Source organism: Neobacillus niacini, assembly GCF_031457145.1.
Classification (GTDB): domain Bacteria; phylum Bacillota; class Bacilli; order Bacillales; family Cytobacillaceae; genus Neobacillus; species Neobacillus niacini_J.
Map to the genome: position 1 here is coordinate 821192 of NZ_JAVDVZ010000001.1, position 15741 is coordinate 836932.

19 protein-coding genes and 2 tRNA genes are annotated in these 15741 nt (G+C 38.8%); 19 read left to right on the plus strand and 2 right to left on the minus strand.

Annotation, left to right across the window (positions count from 1 at the left end):
• The first annotated feature begins 65 nt into the window (after positions 1–65).
• The 6 genes from J2Y03_RS04290 to J2Y03_RS04315 all read left to right on the plus strand — a co-directional run bounded on the left by J2Y03_RS04290 (position 66) and on the right by J2Y03_RS04315 (position 7528).
• Positions 66–1136 carry an ABC transporter ATP-binding protein gene (locus J2Y03_RS04290; RefSeq protein WP_310191005.1) on the plus strand — a complete coding sequence of 357 codons (1071 nt, stop codon included), beginning with the start codon at positions 66–68 and terminating at the stop codon, positions 1134–1136.
• A 10-nt stretch (positions 1137–1146) separates the two neighbouring features.
• Entirely contained in the window at positions 1147–2874 is a 1728-nt protein-coding gene (locus J2Y03_RS04295) for an ABC transporter permease (RefSeq protein ID WP_310191006.1), read from the plus strand.
• Between the two features lie 15 nt (positions 2875–2889).
• The gene (locus J2Y03_RS04300; RefSeq protein ID WP_132094713.1) at positions 2890–3621 is read left to right on the plus strand and encodes a creatininase family protein; all 732 of its coding nucleotides are present in this window, start codon (positions 2890–2892) and stop codon (positions 3619–3621) included.
• Between the two features lie 22 nt (positions 3622–3643).
• On the plus strand, positions 3644–5167 hold the full coding sequence (gene argH / locus J2Y03_RS04305) for an argininosuccinate lyase (protein ID WP_310191008.1): 1524 nt from the start codon (positions 3644–3646) through the stop codon (positions 5165–5167).
• Positions 5160–6113, plus strand: a complete 954-nt coding sequence (locus J2Y03_RS04310) for an N-acetylglucosamine kinase (protein WP_310191010.1) — start codon at positions 5160–5162, stop codon at positions 6111–6113. The genes argH and J2Y03_RS04310 overlap by 8 nt, the downstream gene beginning before the upstream one ends.
• Before the next feature lie 149 nt (positions 6114–6262).
• Positions 6263–7528, plus strand: coding sequence for an MFS transporter (locus J2Y03_RS04315; protein WP_310191012.1), 1266 nt, complete (start codon positions 6263–6265; stop codon positions 7526–7528).
• Positions 7529–7639: 111 nt separating this feature from the next.
• Here the strand turns inward: J2Y03_RS04315 and J2Y03_RS04320 are convergent, their stop codons facing one another.
• A complete protein-coding gene (locus J2Y03_RS04320) occupies positions 7640–7960 on the minus strand; it encodes a winged helix-turn-helix transcriptional regulator (protein WP_132094718.1) in 321 nt (106 codons plus the stop codon).
• Between the two features lie 141 nt (positions 7961–8101).
• Between J2Y03_RS04320 and J2Y03_RS04325 the strand changes: the two genes are divergently transcribed.
• The 11 genes from J2Y03_RS04325 to J2Y03_RS04375 all read left to right on the plus strand — a co-directional run bounded on the left by J2Y03_RS04325 (position 8102) and on the right by J2Y03_RS04375 (position 13651).
• Positions 8102–8497, plus strand: coding sequence for a DoxX family protein (locus J2Y03_RS04325; RefSeq protein ID WP_132094720.1), 396 nt, complete (start codon positions 8102–8104; stop codon positions 8495–8497).
• Between the two features lie 28 nt (positions 8498–8525).
• On the plus strand, positions 8526–9377 hold the full coding sequence (locus J2Y03_RS04330; protein WP_310191017.1) for a VOC family protein: 852 nt from the start codon (positions 8526–8528) through the stop codon (positions 9375–9377).
• A 17-nt stretch (positions 9378–9394) separates the two neighbouring features.
• Positions 9395–10456, plus strand: a complete 1062-nt coding sequence (locus J2Y03_RS04335; protein WP_396954159.1) for an LLM class flavin-dependent oxidoreductase — start codon at positions 9395–9397, stop codon at positions 10454–10456.
• Positions 10457–10487: 31 nt separating this feature from the next.
• Positions 10488–11126, plus strand: a complete 639-nt coding sequence (locus J2Y03_RS04340; protein ID WP_310191023.1) for an NAD(P)-dependent oxidoreductase — start codon at positions 10488–10490, stop codon at positions 11124–11126.
• Between the two features lie 163 nt (positions 11127–11289).
• Entirely contained in the window at positions 11290–11730 is a 441-nt protein-coding gene (locus J2Y03_RS04345; RefSeq protein ID WP_132094728.1) for a YaiI/YqxD family protein, read from the plus strand.
• 185 nt (positions 11731–11915) lie between these two features.
• Positions 11916–12254, plus strand: a complete 339-nt coding sequence (locus J2Y03_RS04350; RefSeq protein WP_310191025.1) for a YolD-like family protein — start codon at positions 11916–11918, stop codon at positions 12252–12254.
• Positions 12255–12435: 181 nt separating this feature from the next.
• A complete protein-coding gene (locus J2Y03_RS04355) occupies positions 12436–12555 on the plus strand; it encodes an FbpB family small basic protein (protein ID WP_132094733.1) in 120 nt (39 codons plus the stop codon).
• Between the two features lie 258 nt (positions 12556–12813).
• Positions 12814–13116, plus strand: coding sequence for a DUF1450 domain-containing protein (locus tag J2Y03_RS04360; protein WP_310191029.1), 303 nt, complete (start codon positions 12814–12816; stop codon positions 13114–13116).
• A 73-nt stretch (positions 13117–13189) separates the two neighbouring features.
• A tRNA-Gly gene (locus tag J2Y03_RS04365) sits at positions 13190–13260 on the plus strand.
• A 15-nt stretch (positions 13261–13275) separates the two neighbouring features.
• Positions 13276–13349, plus strand: a tRNA-Ile gene (locus J2Y03_RS04370).
• A gap of 137 nt (positions 13350–13486) precedes the next feature.
• Positions 13487–13651, plus strand: coding sequence for a zinc finger domain-containing protein (locus J2Y03_RS04375; RefSeq protein ID WP_310191032.1), 165 nt, complete (start codon positions 13487–13489; stop codon positions 13649–13651).
• Between the two features lie 94 nt (positions 13652–13745).
• On the opposite strand, the gene J2Y03_RS04380 is transcribed toward J2Y03_RS04375, so the two are convergent.
• Entirely contained in the window at positions 13746–13955 is a 210-nt protein-coding gene (locus J2Y03_RS04380) for a hypothetical protein (RefSeq protein ID WP_132094737.1), read from the minus strand.
• A 311-nt stretch (positions 13956–14266) separates the two neighbouring features.
• Between J2Y03_RS04380 and J2Y03_RS04385 the strand changes: the two genes are divergently transcribed.
• Both J2Y03_RS04385 and J2Y03_RS04390 read left to right on the plus strand, forming a co-directional pair.
• Positions 14267–14908: a helix-turn-helix transcriptional regulator gene (locus tag J2Y03_RS04385; protein WP_310191034.1), complete on the plus strand. Its 642-nt coding sequence runs from the start codon at positions 14267–14269 to the stop codon at positions 14906–14908.
• 17 nt (positions 14909–14925) lie between these two features.
• The gene (locus J2Y03_RS04390; protein ID WP_132094739.1) at positions 14926–15741 is read left to right on the plus strand and encodes a pyruvate, water dikinase regulatory protein; all 816 of its coding nucleotides are present in this window, start codon (positions 14926–14928) and stop codon (positions 15739–15741) included.

Here is a 15741-nt window from a genome sequence, read left to right on the forward strand (position 1 = left end):
AAAGAATAAGCCCAACTAAAGGCTTTTCTTTTTGGCTCATTTTTAAGAACAGCGAGGTGTTTGTGTTGAAAAGTGTAAGACTTGATGACGTTAGTAAAATGTTTGGGACATCAGTTGGAGTAGAGAACGTTGATATCGATGTGAAACCTGGAGAGTTTTTTACTTTTTTAGGTCCATCAGGATGTGGAAAAACGACGACATTACGGATGATAGCGGGATTTTATTATCCGTCAAAGGGAAAGATTCTCTTTGATAACAAGGATGTCACGACACTGCAGCCAAATAAACGCAATATTGGAATGGTTTTTCAAAACTATGCCCTTTTTCCTCATATGACGGTATTTGAAAATATTGCATTCGGTCTTGAGGTTCGTAAAATGTCAAAAGCGGTGATAAAAGAAAAAGTGGAACGTGCCCAAAAGCTAGTTCATCTTGAAAAATATGGGACTCGTAAAATCAATGAGCTTTCAGGTGGTCAACAGCAGCGTGTGGCCTTAGCTCGCGCGTTAGTCATTGAACCAGATATTCTTCTGCTTGATGAACCCTTGTCCAACTTAGATGCAAAATTGCGTGAAGAAACGAGATTAGAGATTAAAAGACTTCAAGTCGAATTAGGTGTAACGACCATTTATGTGACCCATGATCAGACAGAAGCGATGACGATGTCAGATCGCATTATGGTTATGAAGGAAGGGGTCGTTCAACAAATTGGCACGCCGCAGGAAATTTATAACCAACCTACCAATCACTTTGTTGCGTCCTTTATTGGAGAATCAAACATCCTTGAAGCGGAAGTCGTTGAAGTAAAAGGAGATGCCGTTAAGGTTAAATTAGATGATGACATTTTTGTCCAAGGAAGTATGACACAAACTGCTAATGGGAAAAAGCTGTCCGTTGGTGAATCTATTAAAGTTTCGATTCGCCCGGAAGCGGTATTCGAAGGTACAGGCCCAAATCAGGTGACAGGCACCATTCAATTTGTGGAATTTACAGGGGTAAGTATTAATTATGTGGTAAAAGTTGGCTCTAACATTATGAAGGTTATGATTATCAATAAAGGAAATGAAATCCTTAAGCGCGGCGATTCGATTACCCTTCACGTACCTGAAAAAGGAATCTACTTAATTGGAGAATAGAGGTGATAGAATGAATGCGAATCAATCTACTGCTGTACAAGAAAACTGGTGGTCTCGGCTTTCTCGTTCGAAATATTTTATCTATGTTTTAATCTCTCCACTTTTTTTAGTTCTTATAGCGTATGTTATCTATCCGTTTTATCAAACCTTTGTTCAAAGCATCGTGGGCGAAGGAGGGGCAACTCTCGAAAATTATCAGCGCTTTTTTGGGTTAACAAGTACAGCTAACCTAGAAGCGCTTTGGACAAGTGTATATATTTCAGTCATTAGTGTGATTACCTGTGCGATTGTTGGTGTCACCATGGCGTTTTTAATGGAACGATATGAGTTTCCTGGAAGAAAGCTCCTTTCTGTCTTAATCCTGGTACCGATGGCATTGCCGCCACTCGTAGGTGTGTTATCTTTTACCTTTCTCTATGGAGAAAGTGGAATCATCCCCAGGGCATTTCAGGTACTATTTGATCTTGAAAAAGTACCTTTTTCATTAAAAGGTGTTATGGGTGTTATCGTCGTTCATACGTTCACCATGTATACATACTTTTATTTAACGGCAGCAGCAGCAATTAAAGGTCTGGATCCTTCCTTAGAAGAAGCGGCGACAAGCCTCGGATCTGGAAGAATTCGTATTTGGATGAAGGTTATCCTTCCGATGTTAACTCCAGCGTTAATCGCATCTTCCTTACTTGTGTTTATGATTTCAATGGCTTCATACACAGCACCCTTGATGTTCGGTGTGGAACGGACGATGACGATGCAAATCTATTTATCTCGTACAAATGGAAGTCTCGATATGGCAGCAACACAATCTACCATTCTATCCATTGTATCGATTTCCTTCTTAATTTTGATGAGATGGTATCAAGGAAGACGGAACTATCAAAATCAAAGTAAAGGGATCAGTGTTCATCGTACAGAATTACGTTCCCAATTTGCAAAATACATGTCGATGTTTCTTTCCTTTATCGGGGTCATTATTTTAATGCTTCCCATCCTTGTTCTTGTGCTGATTTCTTTTTCAGTGGACGGGGAATGGACGGTTCAAGTGATCCCAACGGCTTATACATTACAGCATTATATTGATTTATTTACAGATGAACGAACCTGGCGTCCAATCTGGAACAGTTTACAGATGAGTTTTGTGGCAACCGCTGGGAATATTTTGTTCGGTGTCGCGGCGGCCTATGCTATGGTTCGGACCAAGTTTAAAGGAAAAGCCATCCTTGATATTTTAATCATGGTTCCGTGGGCACTGCCTGGTACCGTTGTAGCCGTTAACTTGATCGCGGCATTCAGCGAACCGAGTGTATTCAGCTTTAATCAAGTGTTAATTGGTACGTTCTGGATTTTACCATTAGCGTATTTCGTACGGCATTTACCCCTTATTTTCCGATCAACTTCTGCTGCGTTAATGCAAATGGATGAATCGATAGAGGAAGCGGCTCGTAGTTTAGGTGCCAATTGGTGGTACACATTTAGACGAGTCGTTGTTCCAATGGCTTTCTCAGGTATACTCGCAGGAACCTTGCTGGCCTTGGTTCAAGGAATAGGTGAATTCGTTGCTTCTATCTTAATTTATAGTACATCAACCATGCCGTTATCTGTGGCAATATTCCAAAAAATGTATGCCTTCCAATTCGGAACAGCCTGTGCCTACGGTGTGCTGCAAATCATTCTAATTATTACCGTTCTTTTCGTTTCGCAAAAAATAACAGATGGAAAAGCAGGTTCGGCCATTTAAAAGGGGGAAATCTGGTTGAACGCATGTGACATTCATGGAAGAGACCTAAAAACGCTAGAGCAGGCAGTTTTTGCTGTTGTTCCGTTAGGGAGCTTTGAGTATCATGGTCCACATTCTCCTTTAGGTACGGATATTGTGTTAGCAGAAGGATTTGCCAACGTGATTGATCCCAGCTTAGGTGGTGCCGTGTTCCCAACTATTCCCTATACAGCCTGTCCAGGAAAAACGAATAAATATAAAGGAACGATTCCAATTCGCCCAATTATTATTCAAGAATACTTGATTGATATAACGATGGGAATTATCGAACAAGGGATTAAAAAAATTATTCTATTAAATGCGCATGACGGCAATATGGGTGTTTCTCGAACAGTAGCAGAATATGTAACGGGAAAGCATACCGATGCAAGCTTCTTACTCATAAACTGGTGGCAAATGGTCGATATCAACGCTGCTGCGGAAATTGGCTTTGAAGGCACGAAAGGAAGAGGACATGGCGGTCCATACGAAATGTCTGCTGTTAAAGCGTTCCGTCCGGATTTGGTACGTGTAAATGCAGACGATGAAGAATTTAAAGAGGTACCGCCACTCTCATCCTACCCCTACATTCTAGTAGAGGGCACTCCAAAGGCGTGGGATGGTTATACAGGGCTTATTCAACAAACCTCCTACGAAAAGGGGAAAAAAATCGTTGAAAAAGCAACGGCAAATATGAATGAGTTAATCAAAAACTGGCTTGAAAATTAATCGACAGAAGGGATGGATCAAAGTGAAAACCTCACTGAGAGAACAAATCATAAAGAAAGAAGGCACAACTTTTCCTTCTAAAACCTATACATCCATGGTGCTGGAACCGGCCTATGATGAAGCGAAACAACAATTTATTGACTCTATGGTCGAAATTCATAAAGCCCATTTGATTATGCTGGTGGAACAAGGGCTGGTTGGAAAAGATGAAGCTCGGAAAATTGCCAAAGCAGTAGCCAACTTGGATGCGCAGGAGGTAAAAAGTAGAAGCTACACGGGTGAGTTTGAGGATTTATTTTTTGAAGTCGAGCATGCGCTAATTGAAGAGGCAGGCGATATTGCAGGAAACCTTCATATTGCCAGAAGCCGCAATGATATGGGAATTGCCATTTACCGCATGACACTTCGGAAAAAGCTTTTAGTATTGGTGGAAAAGGCGTTAACACTTCGTCAGGCCTTGATTGAATTGACGGACGAGCATAAAAAAACGGTGATGATTGGTTATACCCATACCCAACAGGCGCAGCCTACCACGTTGGCTCATTATTTAAATGCGATGACGGATATGCTGACACGTGATATTACAAGACTGCAGGCAGCTTATAAAACTGTTAATCGCAGTAGTATGGGAGCAGCGGCACTAACTACCTCGGGATTTGGGATTAGCCGCGAACGGATGAAGGTGCTTCTTGGCTTCGAGGACATGATTGATAATGCCTGGGATGCCGTTGCAGGTGCTGATTATATAGCGGAAACGGCGACTGCTGTTCAGTTGTCAGCACTAAATTTAGGAAGATCAATCCAAGACTTCTTATTATGGGGTACGCAAGAGTATGGAGCCTTTCTACTTTCCGCACCATATGTCCAAATTAGCTCGATCATGCCGCAAAAACGCAACCCTGTTTCCATAGAGCATATGAGGGGCCTTTTATCCAGTGTAGCAGGAGATTGCCAAACTGTTTTGCTCATGCTCCATAATACACCATTTGGAGATATTGTAGATACTGAAGATGATATGCAGCCGTATATGTGGAAAGCTATTGAAAAATTAGGCGGCATTTATGATTTATTAACGTGTGTATTACTGACGATGGAAGTTAAGAAAGAAACGCTATTAAATAGAGCCAAGGAAAGCTTTGCAAACGTAACGGAATTAGCGGATACCATCGTGCGAAAGGATGGTCTGTCATTCCGCCAAGCACATCATGTCGTAAGTGCAACGGTTAAAGAGTTAATGAATAGTGGAAAAACATCATTAGAATCGTTAACGTTGGAACTTTTAAACACACAAACAAAAAAGGTTGTAGGAAAAGAATCTGTTTTAACTGAAGAAGAATTAGAACAATGCTTAAGCCCTGAATATTTCGTTAAAATCCGTGACTTAGAGGGCGGTCCTAGCCCGAGTAGAATGGAAAAAACAATCGAAGTTCGATTGAATGAACAGAACCATCTGGCCAACTGGTTAACAGAAAAACTAGAGCACCTTTTCACATCCTCTTCTGTGGTTAAGGACATCATTACAGAATGGACTGGAGAAAATGAATAAGAACACCATCGAACTGCTTGCGGTCGATGGGGGAGGAACCAAAACGCGGGCAGTCCTTGTCGAAGCTGATGGAACCATCCTTGGGGAAGGGAAGGCAGGGGCTTCTAATTATCATGTAGTAGGGGCAGAAGGAGCCAAAAAGACTTTAGTGGAAGCTGTTCTTGCTGCTTTTAATGATGCTGGGATAGAACCAGATCATACCGTAAAGCTAAATAAAGCAGTGTTTGCACTTGCGGGAATTGATACCGTGATTGATGAAAAGGAAGTAGCAGGAGTTGTTCAGCGAGCGGTTACGGCTTTGTCGATTGAAATTGGTCGTTTACTCGTTGAAAATGATTGTCTTTCCACCCTATTAGGAGCTACCCAAAACAATGCTGGCATTCTATTAATCGCTGGAACAGGTTCGATTATATTTGCTCATGATGGCAACAATCGGATAGTCCGTTCAGGTGGCTGGGGACACCGAGTTGGTGATGAAGGTAGTGGTTATTGGATTGGTAAACAAGCCATTCAGGCAGTTCTCAAAATGGTGGATGGCCGTGGAGAGGAAACACTGTTATCCAAGCTGATTTTGGAAAAATTTAATTTTAATAAAATTGAGGATTTATATAATTGGACATATAGTGATAGTTATTCTGTTGACGAGGTAGGAGCTCTTGCGGCTGTAGTGGATGAGGCTTTTCGACTAGGAGACACAGTCAGTAAACGCATCTTAGATGCTGCAGTGAGTGAACTGCTGCTCCTTATCGAAACGGCGATTGAAAAAGCTGACATCCAACAGGACGAATTTGATATGATTTTTCAAGGCGGCGTTTTTCATCATAATCATTACATAAAAAATCAAGTTTGCCAAAGAATCCAACAAAGCACAACGAAAGTGAAAATCAGAACCACCACCGAAGAACCGATTAGTAATATCATCAAACGTGGTTTGGTATTAATATAACAATCGATGATCTAATTTGAAACATTCACAATTCATTTTTGTGGGTGTTTTTTATTTTCAGTAAAAGGATAATAGTGGTAGAATTTAAATTTAGGAAACAAAGTAGCCTTAAACAGTAGAAATTTTAAAACGAAAGAGGTTACATCAAGATGAAAAAACAGGACAGTGGCTATCGATGGGTGGTTTTTGGGACCGCCTTATTCGCTTACTTTTTAATTGTAAGCCAAAGAACAGCTCCAGGATTAATTACCGACCAATTAATGAAGGAGTTTCACGTTTCAGCTTCTCTCATCGGTCTTATAAGCAGTATTCAATTTTTAGCCTATGCAGGATTTCAAATTCCTGCAGGTTTATTATCTGATCGATATGGTCCCAATCGATTTCTTATTATCGGCACACTTCTTACGGGGCTAGGAAGCCTTATTTACAGTCTCGCTCCCAATGAATATGTGTTGATTTTCGCTCGATTTTTAGTTGGCACGGGAGATGCAACCATTTTTGTCAACTTAATCTTAATCTTAAATCAGTGGTTTAAGGCTAACGAATTTATTAGATTGTTAGGTCTGATTTCTCTGGTTGGGGGTCTTGGTTCACTAGCAGCTACCGTTCCTTTTTCTATGTGGATTTCATTCTCAGGCTGGAAAACGACATTCCTTAGCATAGGAATTATTTTAGTGGTAACATCCTATCTTTTATATACCGTTCTCGTTTCAAAGCCTAAAAAAATTTTTAAAGATGATTCCGAAGGTAAGAAGAGGCCTATTAGAGACCGAGAAAGTGTTTGGGCCATACTTCAGCGAATGTTTTCTACTCGACAAGCATGGGCAACCTTCCTATGCCACTTTGGGTTGGTCGGTACCTATATAGGATTTATTGGTTCATGGGGAGTTCCGTATGGAATACATGTCTTGGGACTATCACTTTCAGAGGCAAGTCAGCTTATCATGTATGGTCTTTTTGGTGCCATGATTGGCGGTCCCTTCATCGGTTGGGTTACAAGTAGACTGAATTCGATTAAAAAAATCTACTCCCTTATTCATGTTATTGTGGTGATTAGTTGGACGGTGTTGTTTTTATCAGGCGTGAAACCTCCATTTTTTATCGTAGTGGTTTTGCTTTTTATCATAGGTTTTGGCAGTGGAGCAAGCTCATTAACATTCGCGATAGTCAGAGAATCCTTCCCTAGGAAAGAGGTGGGTGTTGTTACAGGATTCTCCAATATGGGAGGATTTTTAAGTGCCGTTTTATTGCCGATTGTTTTCGGATATATACTAGATCTTTTTCCTCAAGATTCTATAAATATTGGCTATCATTATGGTTTTACCATACCTATTCTATTTTCCTTGATGGGATTCGTAGGGGTCCTTTTAATTAAGGAGGAAAAAGTCAATAAAACCGTTTTAAGTGCAACTTAATGTTGTCGTATAACAAATTAGGAGAGTTTATTCAAAAAAGACATTTCCATAAGTGATTTCAATTAGGAATCACCATGAAAATGTCTTTTTTTGTTATGAAATATAGTAGGATTACTCAGTTACAGGTGGAACCCAAAGCTGAGACCAGTTTTCGATTTCTCGTAAAATTGGTTCAAGTGAATGGCCTTTTTCCGTTAATGAGTATTCAATGACTACAGGTGTTTCAGGTATAACTTTACGTTTTACTACATCTTGGTGCTCTAAATCCTTTAAACGCTCCGATAATACTTTTCCACTGATACCAATTGCAGATTGAATTTCACTAAACCTCTGCGTGCCGGACAATAATTGATAGATGACTAATGCAGTCCAACGCTGACTTAAAAGCGAAATAGCCTTTTCAAATCTTGGACAAATGGTTGGTTGTTTCATTGCAATTACACCTCTCTTATGTATAGTATACCACAAAAATGATATTTGATTACAAAAATAAATGTAGTTACTTGACAAAAGTTAATTACACAAATATACTTACTTACATAAAGTAACTAACTAAGAAAAGGAGAATGAATAATGAACAAAAACGAAATAGGGAAAGTTATTGTAAGAGCTGTTTTAGGACTTACATTTTTTATTCATGGATTATCAAAGTTTCAAGGAGGAATTACAAATACAGTAGGCTTTTTTGACAGTATTGGAATTCCTGGGTTTATGGCGTATGTGGTTGCCTTAATTGAATTAATAGGCGGTATTGCTTTGATAGTAGGACTTGGAACACGCATTGTTTCTATATTATTTGCACTTATTATGGCAGGAGCTATTTTTTCTGCGAAACTTTCACTTGGTTTTCTAGGCAATGGTCAAATGGCAGGGTATGAACTGGAACTTATTTTACTAGTGATATCCATTTATTTTGTATTAGCTGATAAATCGCAAATTTCTTTGGATCAAAAGATTTTTCAATCATAAGAAAAAAATGATACTAGGAGGCCTATATATGGGATTTCATACTAAACCAACGACATTTGTGGGGCATGTCAAAATCAAGGTAGAAAATTTACAGCGTTCGTTAACATTTTATCAAGATGTTCTTGGTTTCGATGTTTTAGAACAAACAGCTTCAACAGTAAAGCTGACAAGTGATGGTAAAACAAGTATTTTGTCTCTTGAGCAACCTGATAATGTCATACCAAAGCAGGGAAGGACAACAGGTTTATATCATTTTGCCATCCTGTTACCAGAAAGATCGGATTTAGCAAATATTGTTGTTCATTTGGTGGAAAAAGGGATAAAATTTGGCTCTTCTGATCACCTTGTAAGTGAGGCATTGTATTTAAATGATCCAGATGGAAACGGTATTGAAATTTATATAGATCGGGATTCTTCTGTATGGAGCTGGAAAGGCGAAGAAGTGGCAATGACAGTTGATCCACTTGATTTTAAAAATCTATTAACAACTGTTATCTCAGGCAAGTCTTGGAAAGGAATGCCGGAAGGAACGGTAATGGGTCATATTCATTTACATGTTTCTGAATTGAAAAAGACAGAAGAATTTTATGTAAAAGGACTTGGATTTGATGTCGTCAATCGATATGGTGTGCAGGCACTATTCCTTTCAACAGGAAAGTATCATCATCATATTGGAGTCAATACATGGAATGGAATAGGGGCACCAACTCCTGCAAAAAATAGTGTAGGTCTAGAATCTTTCACTCTCATATTGCCTAATGAAGAAGCACGTAATCAAGCAATAAGTAAGTTGAAAAAGATTGGTGCCAATGTTATGGAAGAAAATAATAATTTTATAGCATATGATCCTTCTGGAAATCGAGTTGTTTTAGCAGTATAAAAATGGGAGGAATCCAATTGTCTACTATTGAAAAAAACGGCATCGAAATCGGTATCTACACACTTGCAGATATTGGTCCGGATCCTTTAACAGGTAAAACGATTACGGCCCAGCAACGAGTGAAAGAAATCATTCAAGCAGCAAAGCTTGCAGATGAGGCTGGATTGGATGTTTTTGGAGTAGGAGAGCACCATCGGTTAGATTATGCCGTCTCATCCCCAGCTGTTGTTTTGTCTGCCATTGCCCAAGTCACAGAGCGGATTAAATTAACGAGTACGACAAGTGTGTTAAGCACGCTTGACCCCGTACGCTTATTCGAGGATTTCGCAACATTGGATTTACTATCAGATGGCCGTGCAGAAATTCTGGCTGGCAGAGGAGCATTCATAGAATCATTCCCTCTTTTTGGGTATAGCACAAACGATTATGATGAGCTTTTTACCGAGCATATGGATTTGCTTCTACAACTTAATAGAAATGAAAAGGTTACTTGGTCGGGAAATTATCGTTCTGCTTTAAAGAATGCGGAAATTTCACCACGACCGGTACAGGAGCGAATGCCAATTTGGATTGGCGTTGGCGGGACGCCTGAGAGTGCGGTTCGTGCTGGAAGATTTGGAGTAGGAATGGCGCTGGCGATTTTAGGCGGGGATCCATTGCGCTTCAAACCGCTTGTGGACATATACCGTAATGCTGGGTTGGAAGCAGGTCATTCCCCAGAAGAATTAAAAGTGGGTGTAACAGGGCATGCTTTTATTGCGAATACAACGCAGCAGGCTAAAGACGAGTTCTTTCCCTATTACTCCAACTATTGGTCTTATGTAAATCGACAACGAGGAATGGGAACCAGGATGTCAAGGGAAGACTTCGAGCATATGGCAAGTCCAAATACAGCATTGTTCGTTGGCAGTCCTCAGCAAATTGTCGAGAAAGTTTTACGGCAACATGAACTTTTTGGTCACACACGTTTCCTAGCACAAGTTGATATTGGAGGATTACCTTTTAATAAAGTAGCTGAAAATATTGAACTATTAGCTACAGAGGTCGTGCCAGTGGTTAAAAAGGCAACAAGTAAATAATTAATGTAACAAATATTAGGAGGAATACAGGATGAATATCGCAGTTATTGGAGCAAGTGGAAAAGCAGGTAGTCTAATTTTGAAAGAGGCCGTAACCAGAGGACACCAAGTAACAGCTATTGTAAGAGATGCGTCTAAACTCCAAGATAAAAATGTAGCAGTCATTGAGAAAAATGTGTTCGAATTAACAACTAGTGATTTAAAAGCGTTTGATGTTGTAATCAATGCATTTGGAGCACCGCTTGGAGAAGAACAAGCACATGTGGATGCAGGTCATGCGTTAATTGAGGCATTAAAAGGAACAAGTACCAAATTAATCGTTGTTGGCGGAGCTGGAAGTCTTTTTGTCGACGAGAACAAAACCGTAAAACTAATCGATACTCCTGAATTTCCGGATTTTGTTAAACCAACGGCTATGGGTCAAGGAAGGAACCTGCAAGAATTACAGGAATCAGCGGACTTAACCTGGACATTTATCAGCCCTTCTGCTGTATTCGATGCAGAAGGAAAAAGAACAGGTTCTTACCAGTCCGGGAAAGATCACCTTCTGGTTAATTCAAAAGGCGAAAGTTATATAAGTTATGCAGACTTTGCCCTTGCTGTAGTAGATGAAGTCGAAAATCCGAAGCATGTAAATGAAAGATTTACGGTAGTTGGAGAAGCTGAATAAAAAGCGGGTCAAATACTCACAAATGTTGGATTGTCAACGTTTGTGAGTATTTTTTGATTTTATAGATAATGAAATAAACCCTATACTCCTTATCGCCCTTCGTTTGACAAAAGCTAGATCTGCCATTATCATCAACTCAAACTTATTTACGGGAGAAATAAAGATGAAAATTTATGTTGATGCAGATGCTTGTCCAGTAAAAGATATTATTATCGCAGAAGGTACGAATGCTAAAATTCCTGTTATCCTTGTTACTAGCTTTTCACATTTTTCTATTGCGGAACAACCATCAGGAGTGGAAACCATTTATGTTGATTCTGGAGCAGATGCTGCGGATTATCGGATTATGAAGTTAGCGCAAAAAGGAGATATTATCGTTACGCAAGATTATGGTCTAGCTTCGCTAGGTTTAGCAAAAGGGTGTACGGTTCTTCACCATAATGGGTATAGCTATACAAATGAAAACATTGACCAATTATTACAAACACGATATTTGAGTGCAATGGCCCGAAAAAGCGGAAAGCGTACAAAGGGACCAAAACCATTTACATCAGAAGATAGGGAGAAATTTAGGGAGCTATTCAAAAGAGTGATTTCACGGTAAAAAAATGGTGCCATTGTTTTGTCAATAGTCTTAAAAAGACCTTAAATACCTGATTAATAAATAAATTACGTAATTCATATTAGCACCCAAAAACGGAGACCTTTACTTTGAGAGTGGGTGTCTTTTTTTTGTATACACACAGAACTCATGTTCGTATATAATAAAATACGAAGGAGATGACCTAAATGGCAATACGCGATAGAGGCAAGATGAAATGGCGGCCTGCGTCATTTATGCCGGAAGGATTCGCAATGACACGGGCGTTGTTTAAGAATCAAGAACGACAAGCCAAGCCCTTACTCGACGAGTATCAGACAGAGGAGTTTGACCAACGGATTGGCTATGCAATGGAAAATCATTTGCCAGTAAAGCTTACTACCAGGGAAGAGGGATTTACAGAGGACATGACTGGTTATATTCATTACATCGATCCCATTACACAACAGCTTCGTGTCGAGGAAAAACCTGGAGAATTTCAGCGTGTGGCATTCAGTGATGTAATCGCGGTGGTAGTGGTAGATTGAAGGAAAAACGAGGATAGCTCTTTTGGGTAATCCTCACCACTTTTTCCATATTCTTGTCGATTTGGTTGTCATAATTCAATAAATTTAAAAAATGTTCGAAAAATTGTAATATTTAACATATGCTAACCTTTTCAAGTTTAGTATAATAGATACATAGAATAGAAAGGTGGAGGCACAACAAATGAGAAAACGTCATGTAAGCTTTAAAAAATTAGTAAGTGATAATAAACAGGAATTAAAAAGTGATGTAAAAGCAATGGAAAGAATCGAGGCGAAAATTGACAAAAAACATTCGAAATGATAATCATTTCTTGAATAGTCACTAAAAGAGCAGCCTAACTAACAAGGGATGCTCTTTTATCATTTATAAAGGCTGTTTTCGTAAGATTTTTGTTAAATTCTTAAAGCCGATTTTAACGTGGAAATAGTTATTTTGCGCTTTAGAATTTAGTTTGCAGGCTCTTTTCTTATAAAATTTTAATCCAAAAAGCAACAATGGTTAAGAAAAGAGCCTTTATAAAAGGAGCAATATTAAGGGGAAATTGTTATACTATATGTAATGCCAAGCAGTGGAGATGTTCATCATATGAATTTTATTACTAAACTTTTTACAAAAGAAAGAAAGTTGAAAATTGATTTTTGTGAAAAAAATCTAGATCGTTTTTTACCTAAAGAGTTACAAAATGAATACAGCACCTTTCTTAGTAAAAAAAATATCGAATTTAAGGAATACAATTGTCAAAGCAGGTGCGAGGAATGCAAGATATCTCCGTATGCGATTGTAAATGGTAAATTTATTGCAGCAAGCGATTCGCGACAATTATTGGATAAATTTAAACAACTTGAGAGGGATGAAAAGTAGTTTACAAACTCATGGGTAGAATGTTATAATATCTCATGTACTATTCCATAGGGCATTAAAAAGGAACCAACTTGCGGGTGTAGTTTAGTGGTAAAACCTCAGCCTTCCAAGCTGATGATGTGAGTTCGATTCTCATCACCCGCTTCAATTCATTTACATGGGCATATAGCTGAACTGGTTAGAGTGCACGCACAATAGGCGTGAGGTCGATGGTTCGAGTCCATTTAGGCCCACTTAATAATTGTCGATACATAAACCGAACTTTAAAAAGTTCGGTTTTTTTGCGTGTTTATGAGGAAAATATTGAACGAATTCAACTCTACCAATCGATTAGGCAGGTTCTCTTAGACGCTCTCAAAATGGCGGCTATATGGAAAATCCCTTTTATCAAGGAGATCACTTAACGGGCGGCTATAATAATCGCTGTCTTGTGTATGACCGAGAAGGAGAGACTTGCAAGAGATGCGGCAGCGCCATCATGAAAGGAATAATCTCTTCTCGTAAAACCTTTTTCTGTCCAAACTGTCAAAAATAAGTTGAAGAACACTTACCAAATATGGTCTGCATAAACAAAACTAGAGCCAATTTCTCTTAAATAGAAATTGGCTCTTTATTTATTCGCTATACGTTTAACGTGATGTTTTTGGCGGTTGGCACACTTCACATTTCCGTTGGTCATTATTTTTAAATTTCGTAAATGTTTTTTCAAAGTTGTTGCCACATGCACATTTAAATAGTAACTTTTGAGAAAAACCTTGATATTCAGTCGTTAGCAGCTTACTTTCCGAATTGTTCTCAACAAATTCTTTAATCTTACCAATCGTCCAACGTTTATTCATTCTCTTACACCTCCATATTTTACACTTGCGCGGAGGCTTATCTTGGCATCCGTTCAATTAAGAGTAAAAGTCGTAATCATCCTAAGTTCCTCATTATAACATGAGCTGGCACACAATTAAATAGATGGAAGGTATCTTATTAACTAGGCTGTTGTGGGCTCTTTTTTGAAAAATTTAATATATTGTCAAAAATATGTTGAACAAATAGTATCGTTTATTGTATAAATGTAATATACTAAATATTAATAAGTATAGCACATTTACATTTTTGCTAACAAATACAACCTAATTAAATTGAAAAGGGGGTTAATGTGATTAAACTGTCGAAACGCCAAGACGAAATTCTCAGGATTGTGAAGGAAAGCGGACCTATAACAGGGCAACAAATTGCAGAAAAGCTTTCTTTAACAAGAGCTGCATTACGACCTGACTTAGCAATATTAACAATGGCTGGCAATTTGGACGCCAGACCTCGTGTGGGATATTTTTTCAATCATAATTATGAAGTGAAGCTTCAGGCAGAAAAATTTCTGCACCAAAAGGTTGTCGATTATAAAGCTCATCCAATTGTTGTTGATAAATCTACCTCCGTATATGACGCGATTGTCCAATTATTTTTAGAAGATGTCGGAACGCTTTATGCGGTTGATAGCAGTGGTTATTTAGCGGGAGTCATTTCAAGAAAAGATTTGCTGCGCACAGCCATTGGCAATCAAGATTTACAAGAATTGCCTTGCAGTGTCATCATGACCAGAATGCCTAATCTCATCACAATCACACCTGATGAAACATTGTTGGAAGCTGCTAAAAAGATGATTTCGAATCACATTGACTCCTTACCAGTAGTCAAAGAAATCAATCCTGGCAACCATACATATTTACTAATCGGGCGAATTACAAAAACAACGATTACAAGAGCATATCTAGAAATTATGGAGCAAAATTCGATATAAGGGGAGTGGCAGCGATTTTGGGAGAGAAGGAAGTTGTTTATGTAGTTTCAGACTCGGTTGGGGAAACGGCCGAGTTTGTTGTAAAAGCAGTAGCAACACAATTTAACGGTGGAAATGTTGAGATTCGCCGAAGTTCCTATGTAGATGATTTAGAAGACATTGAGGATATTATTCTTCTAGCAAAAAGAGGAAAGGCGATTATCGCCTATACGATTGTCGTCCCACTTTTAAAAGAATATTTAGATCGCCGTGCAGCTGAAGAAAACATTAATGCGGTGGATTTGCTTAGTCCTTTAATAAATGCATTCACCACTAGTTTCAACAAAAAGCCTCATCACCAGCCTGGCTTAATGAGAAAACTAGATGAAGAGTATTTTAGAAAAATAGAAGCGATTGAATTTGCGGTTAAATATGATGATGGGCGTGATCCAAGGGGAATCCTTAAGGCTGATATCGTTCTGATAGGTGTTTCAAGGACATCAAAGACACCATTATCGATGTATTTGGCGCATAAGCGCTTTAAGGTTGCGAATGTTCCGTTAGTTCCCGAGGTTCCAGCACCAGATGAATTGTTCCAAATTCCAAGAAAAAATTGTATTGGGTTAATTATTTCACCAGATAAATTAAACCAAATCCGTATTGAAAGACTGAAGGCGTTAGGGTTAGGTTCCAAAGCAAGTTACGCAAGCTTCGAGAGAATTCTTGATGAACTGGATTATGCTGAAAAAATTATGAAGCGAGTAGGCTGTCCGATTATCAATGTTTCAAATAAAGCAATAGAAGAAACAGCTGGACTAATTTTAGAAGTGTTGAAAAAAGAGAGGAGCTTATAA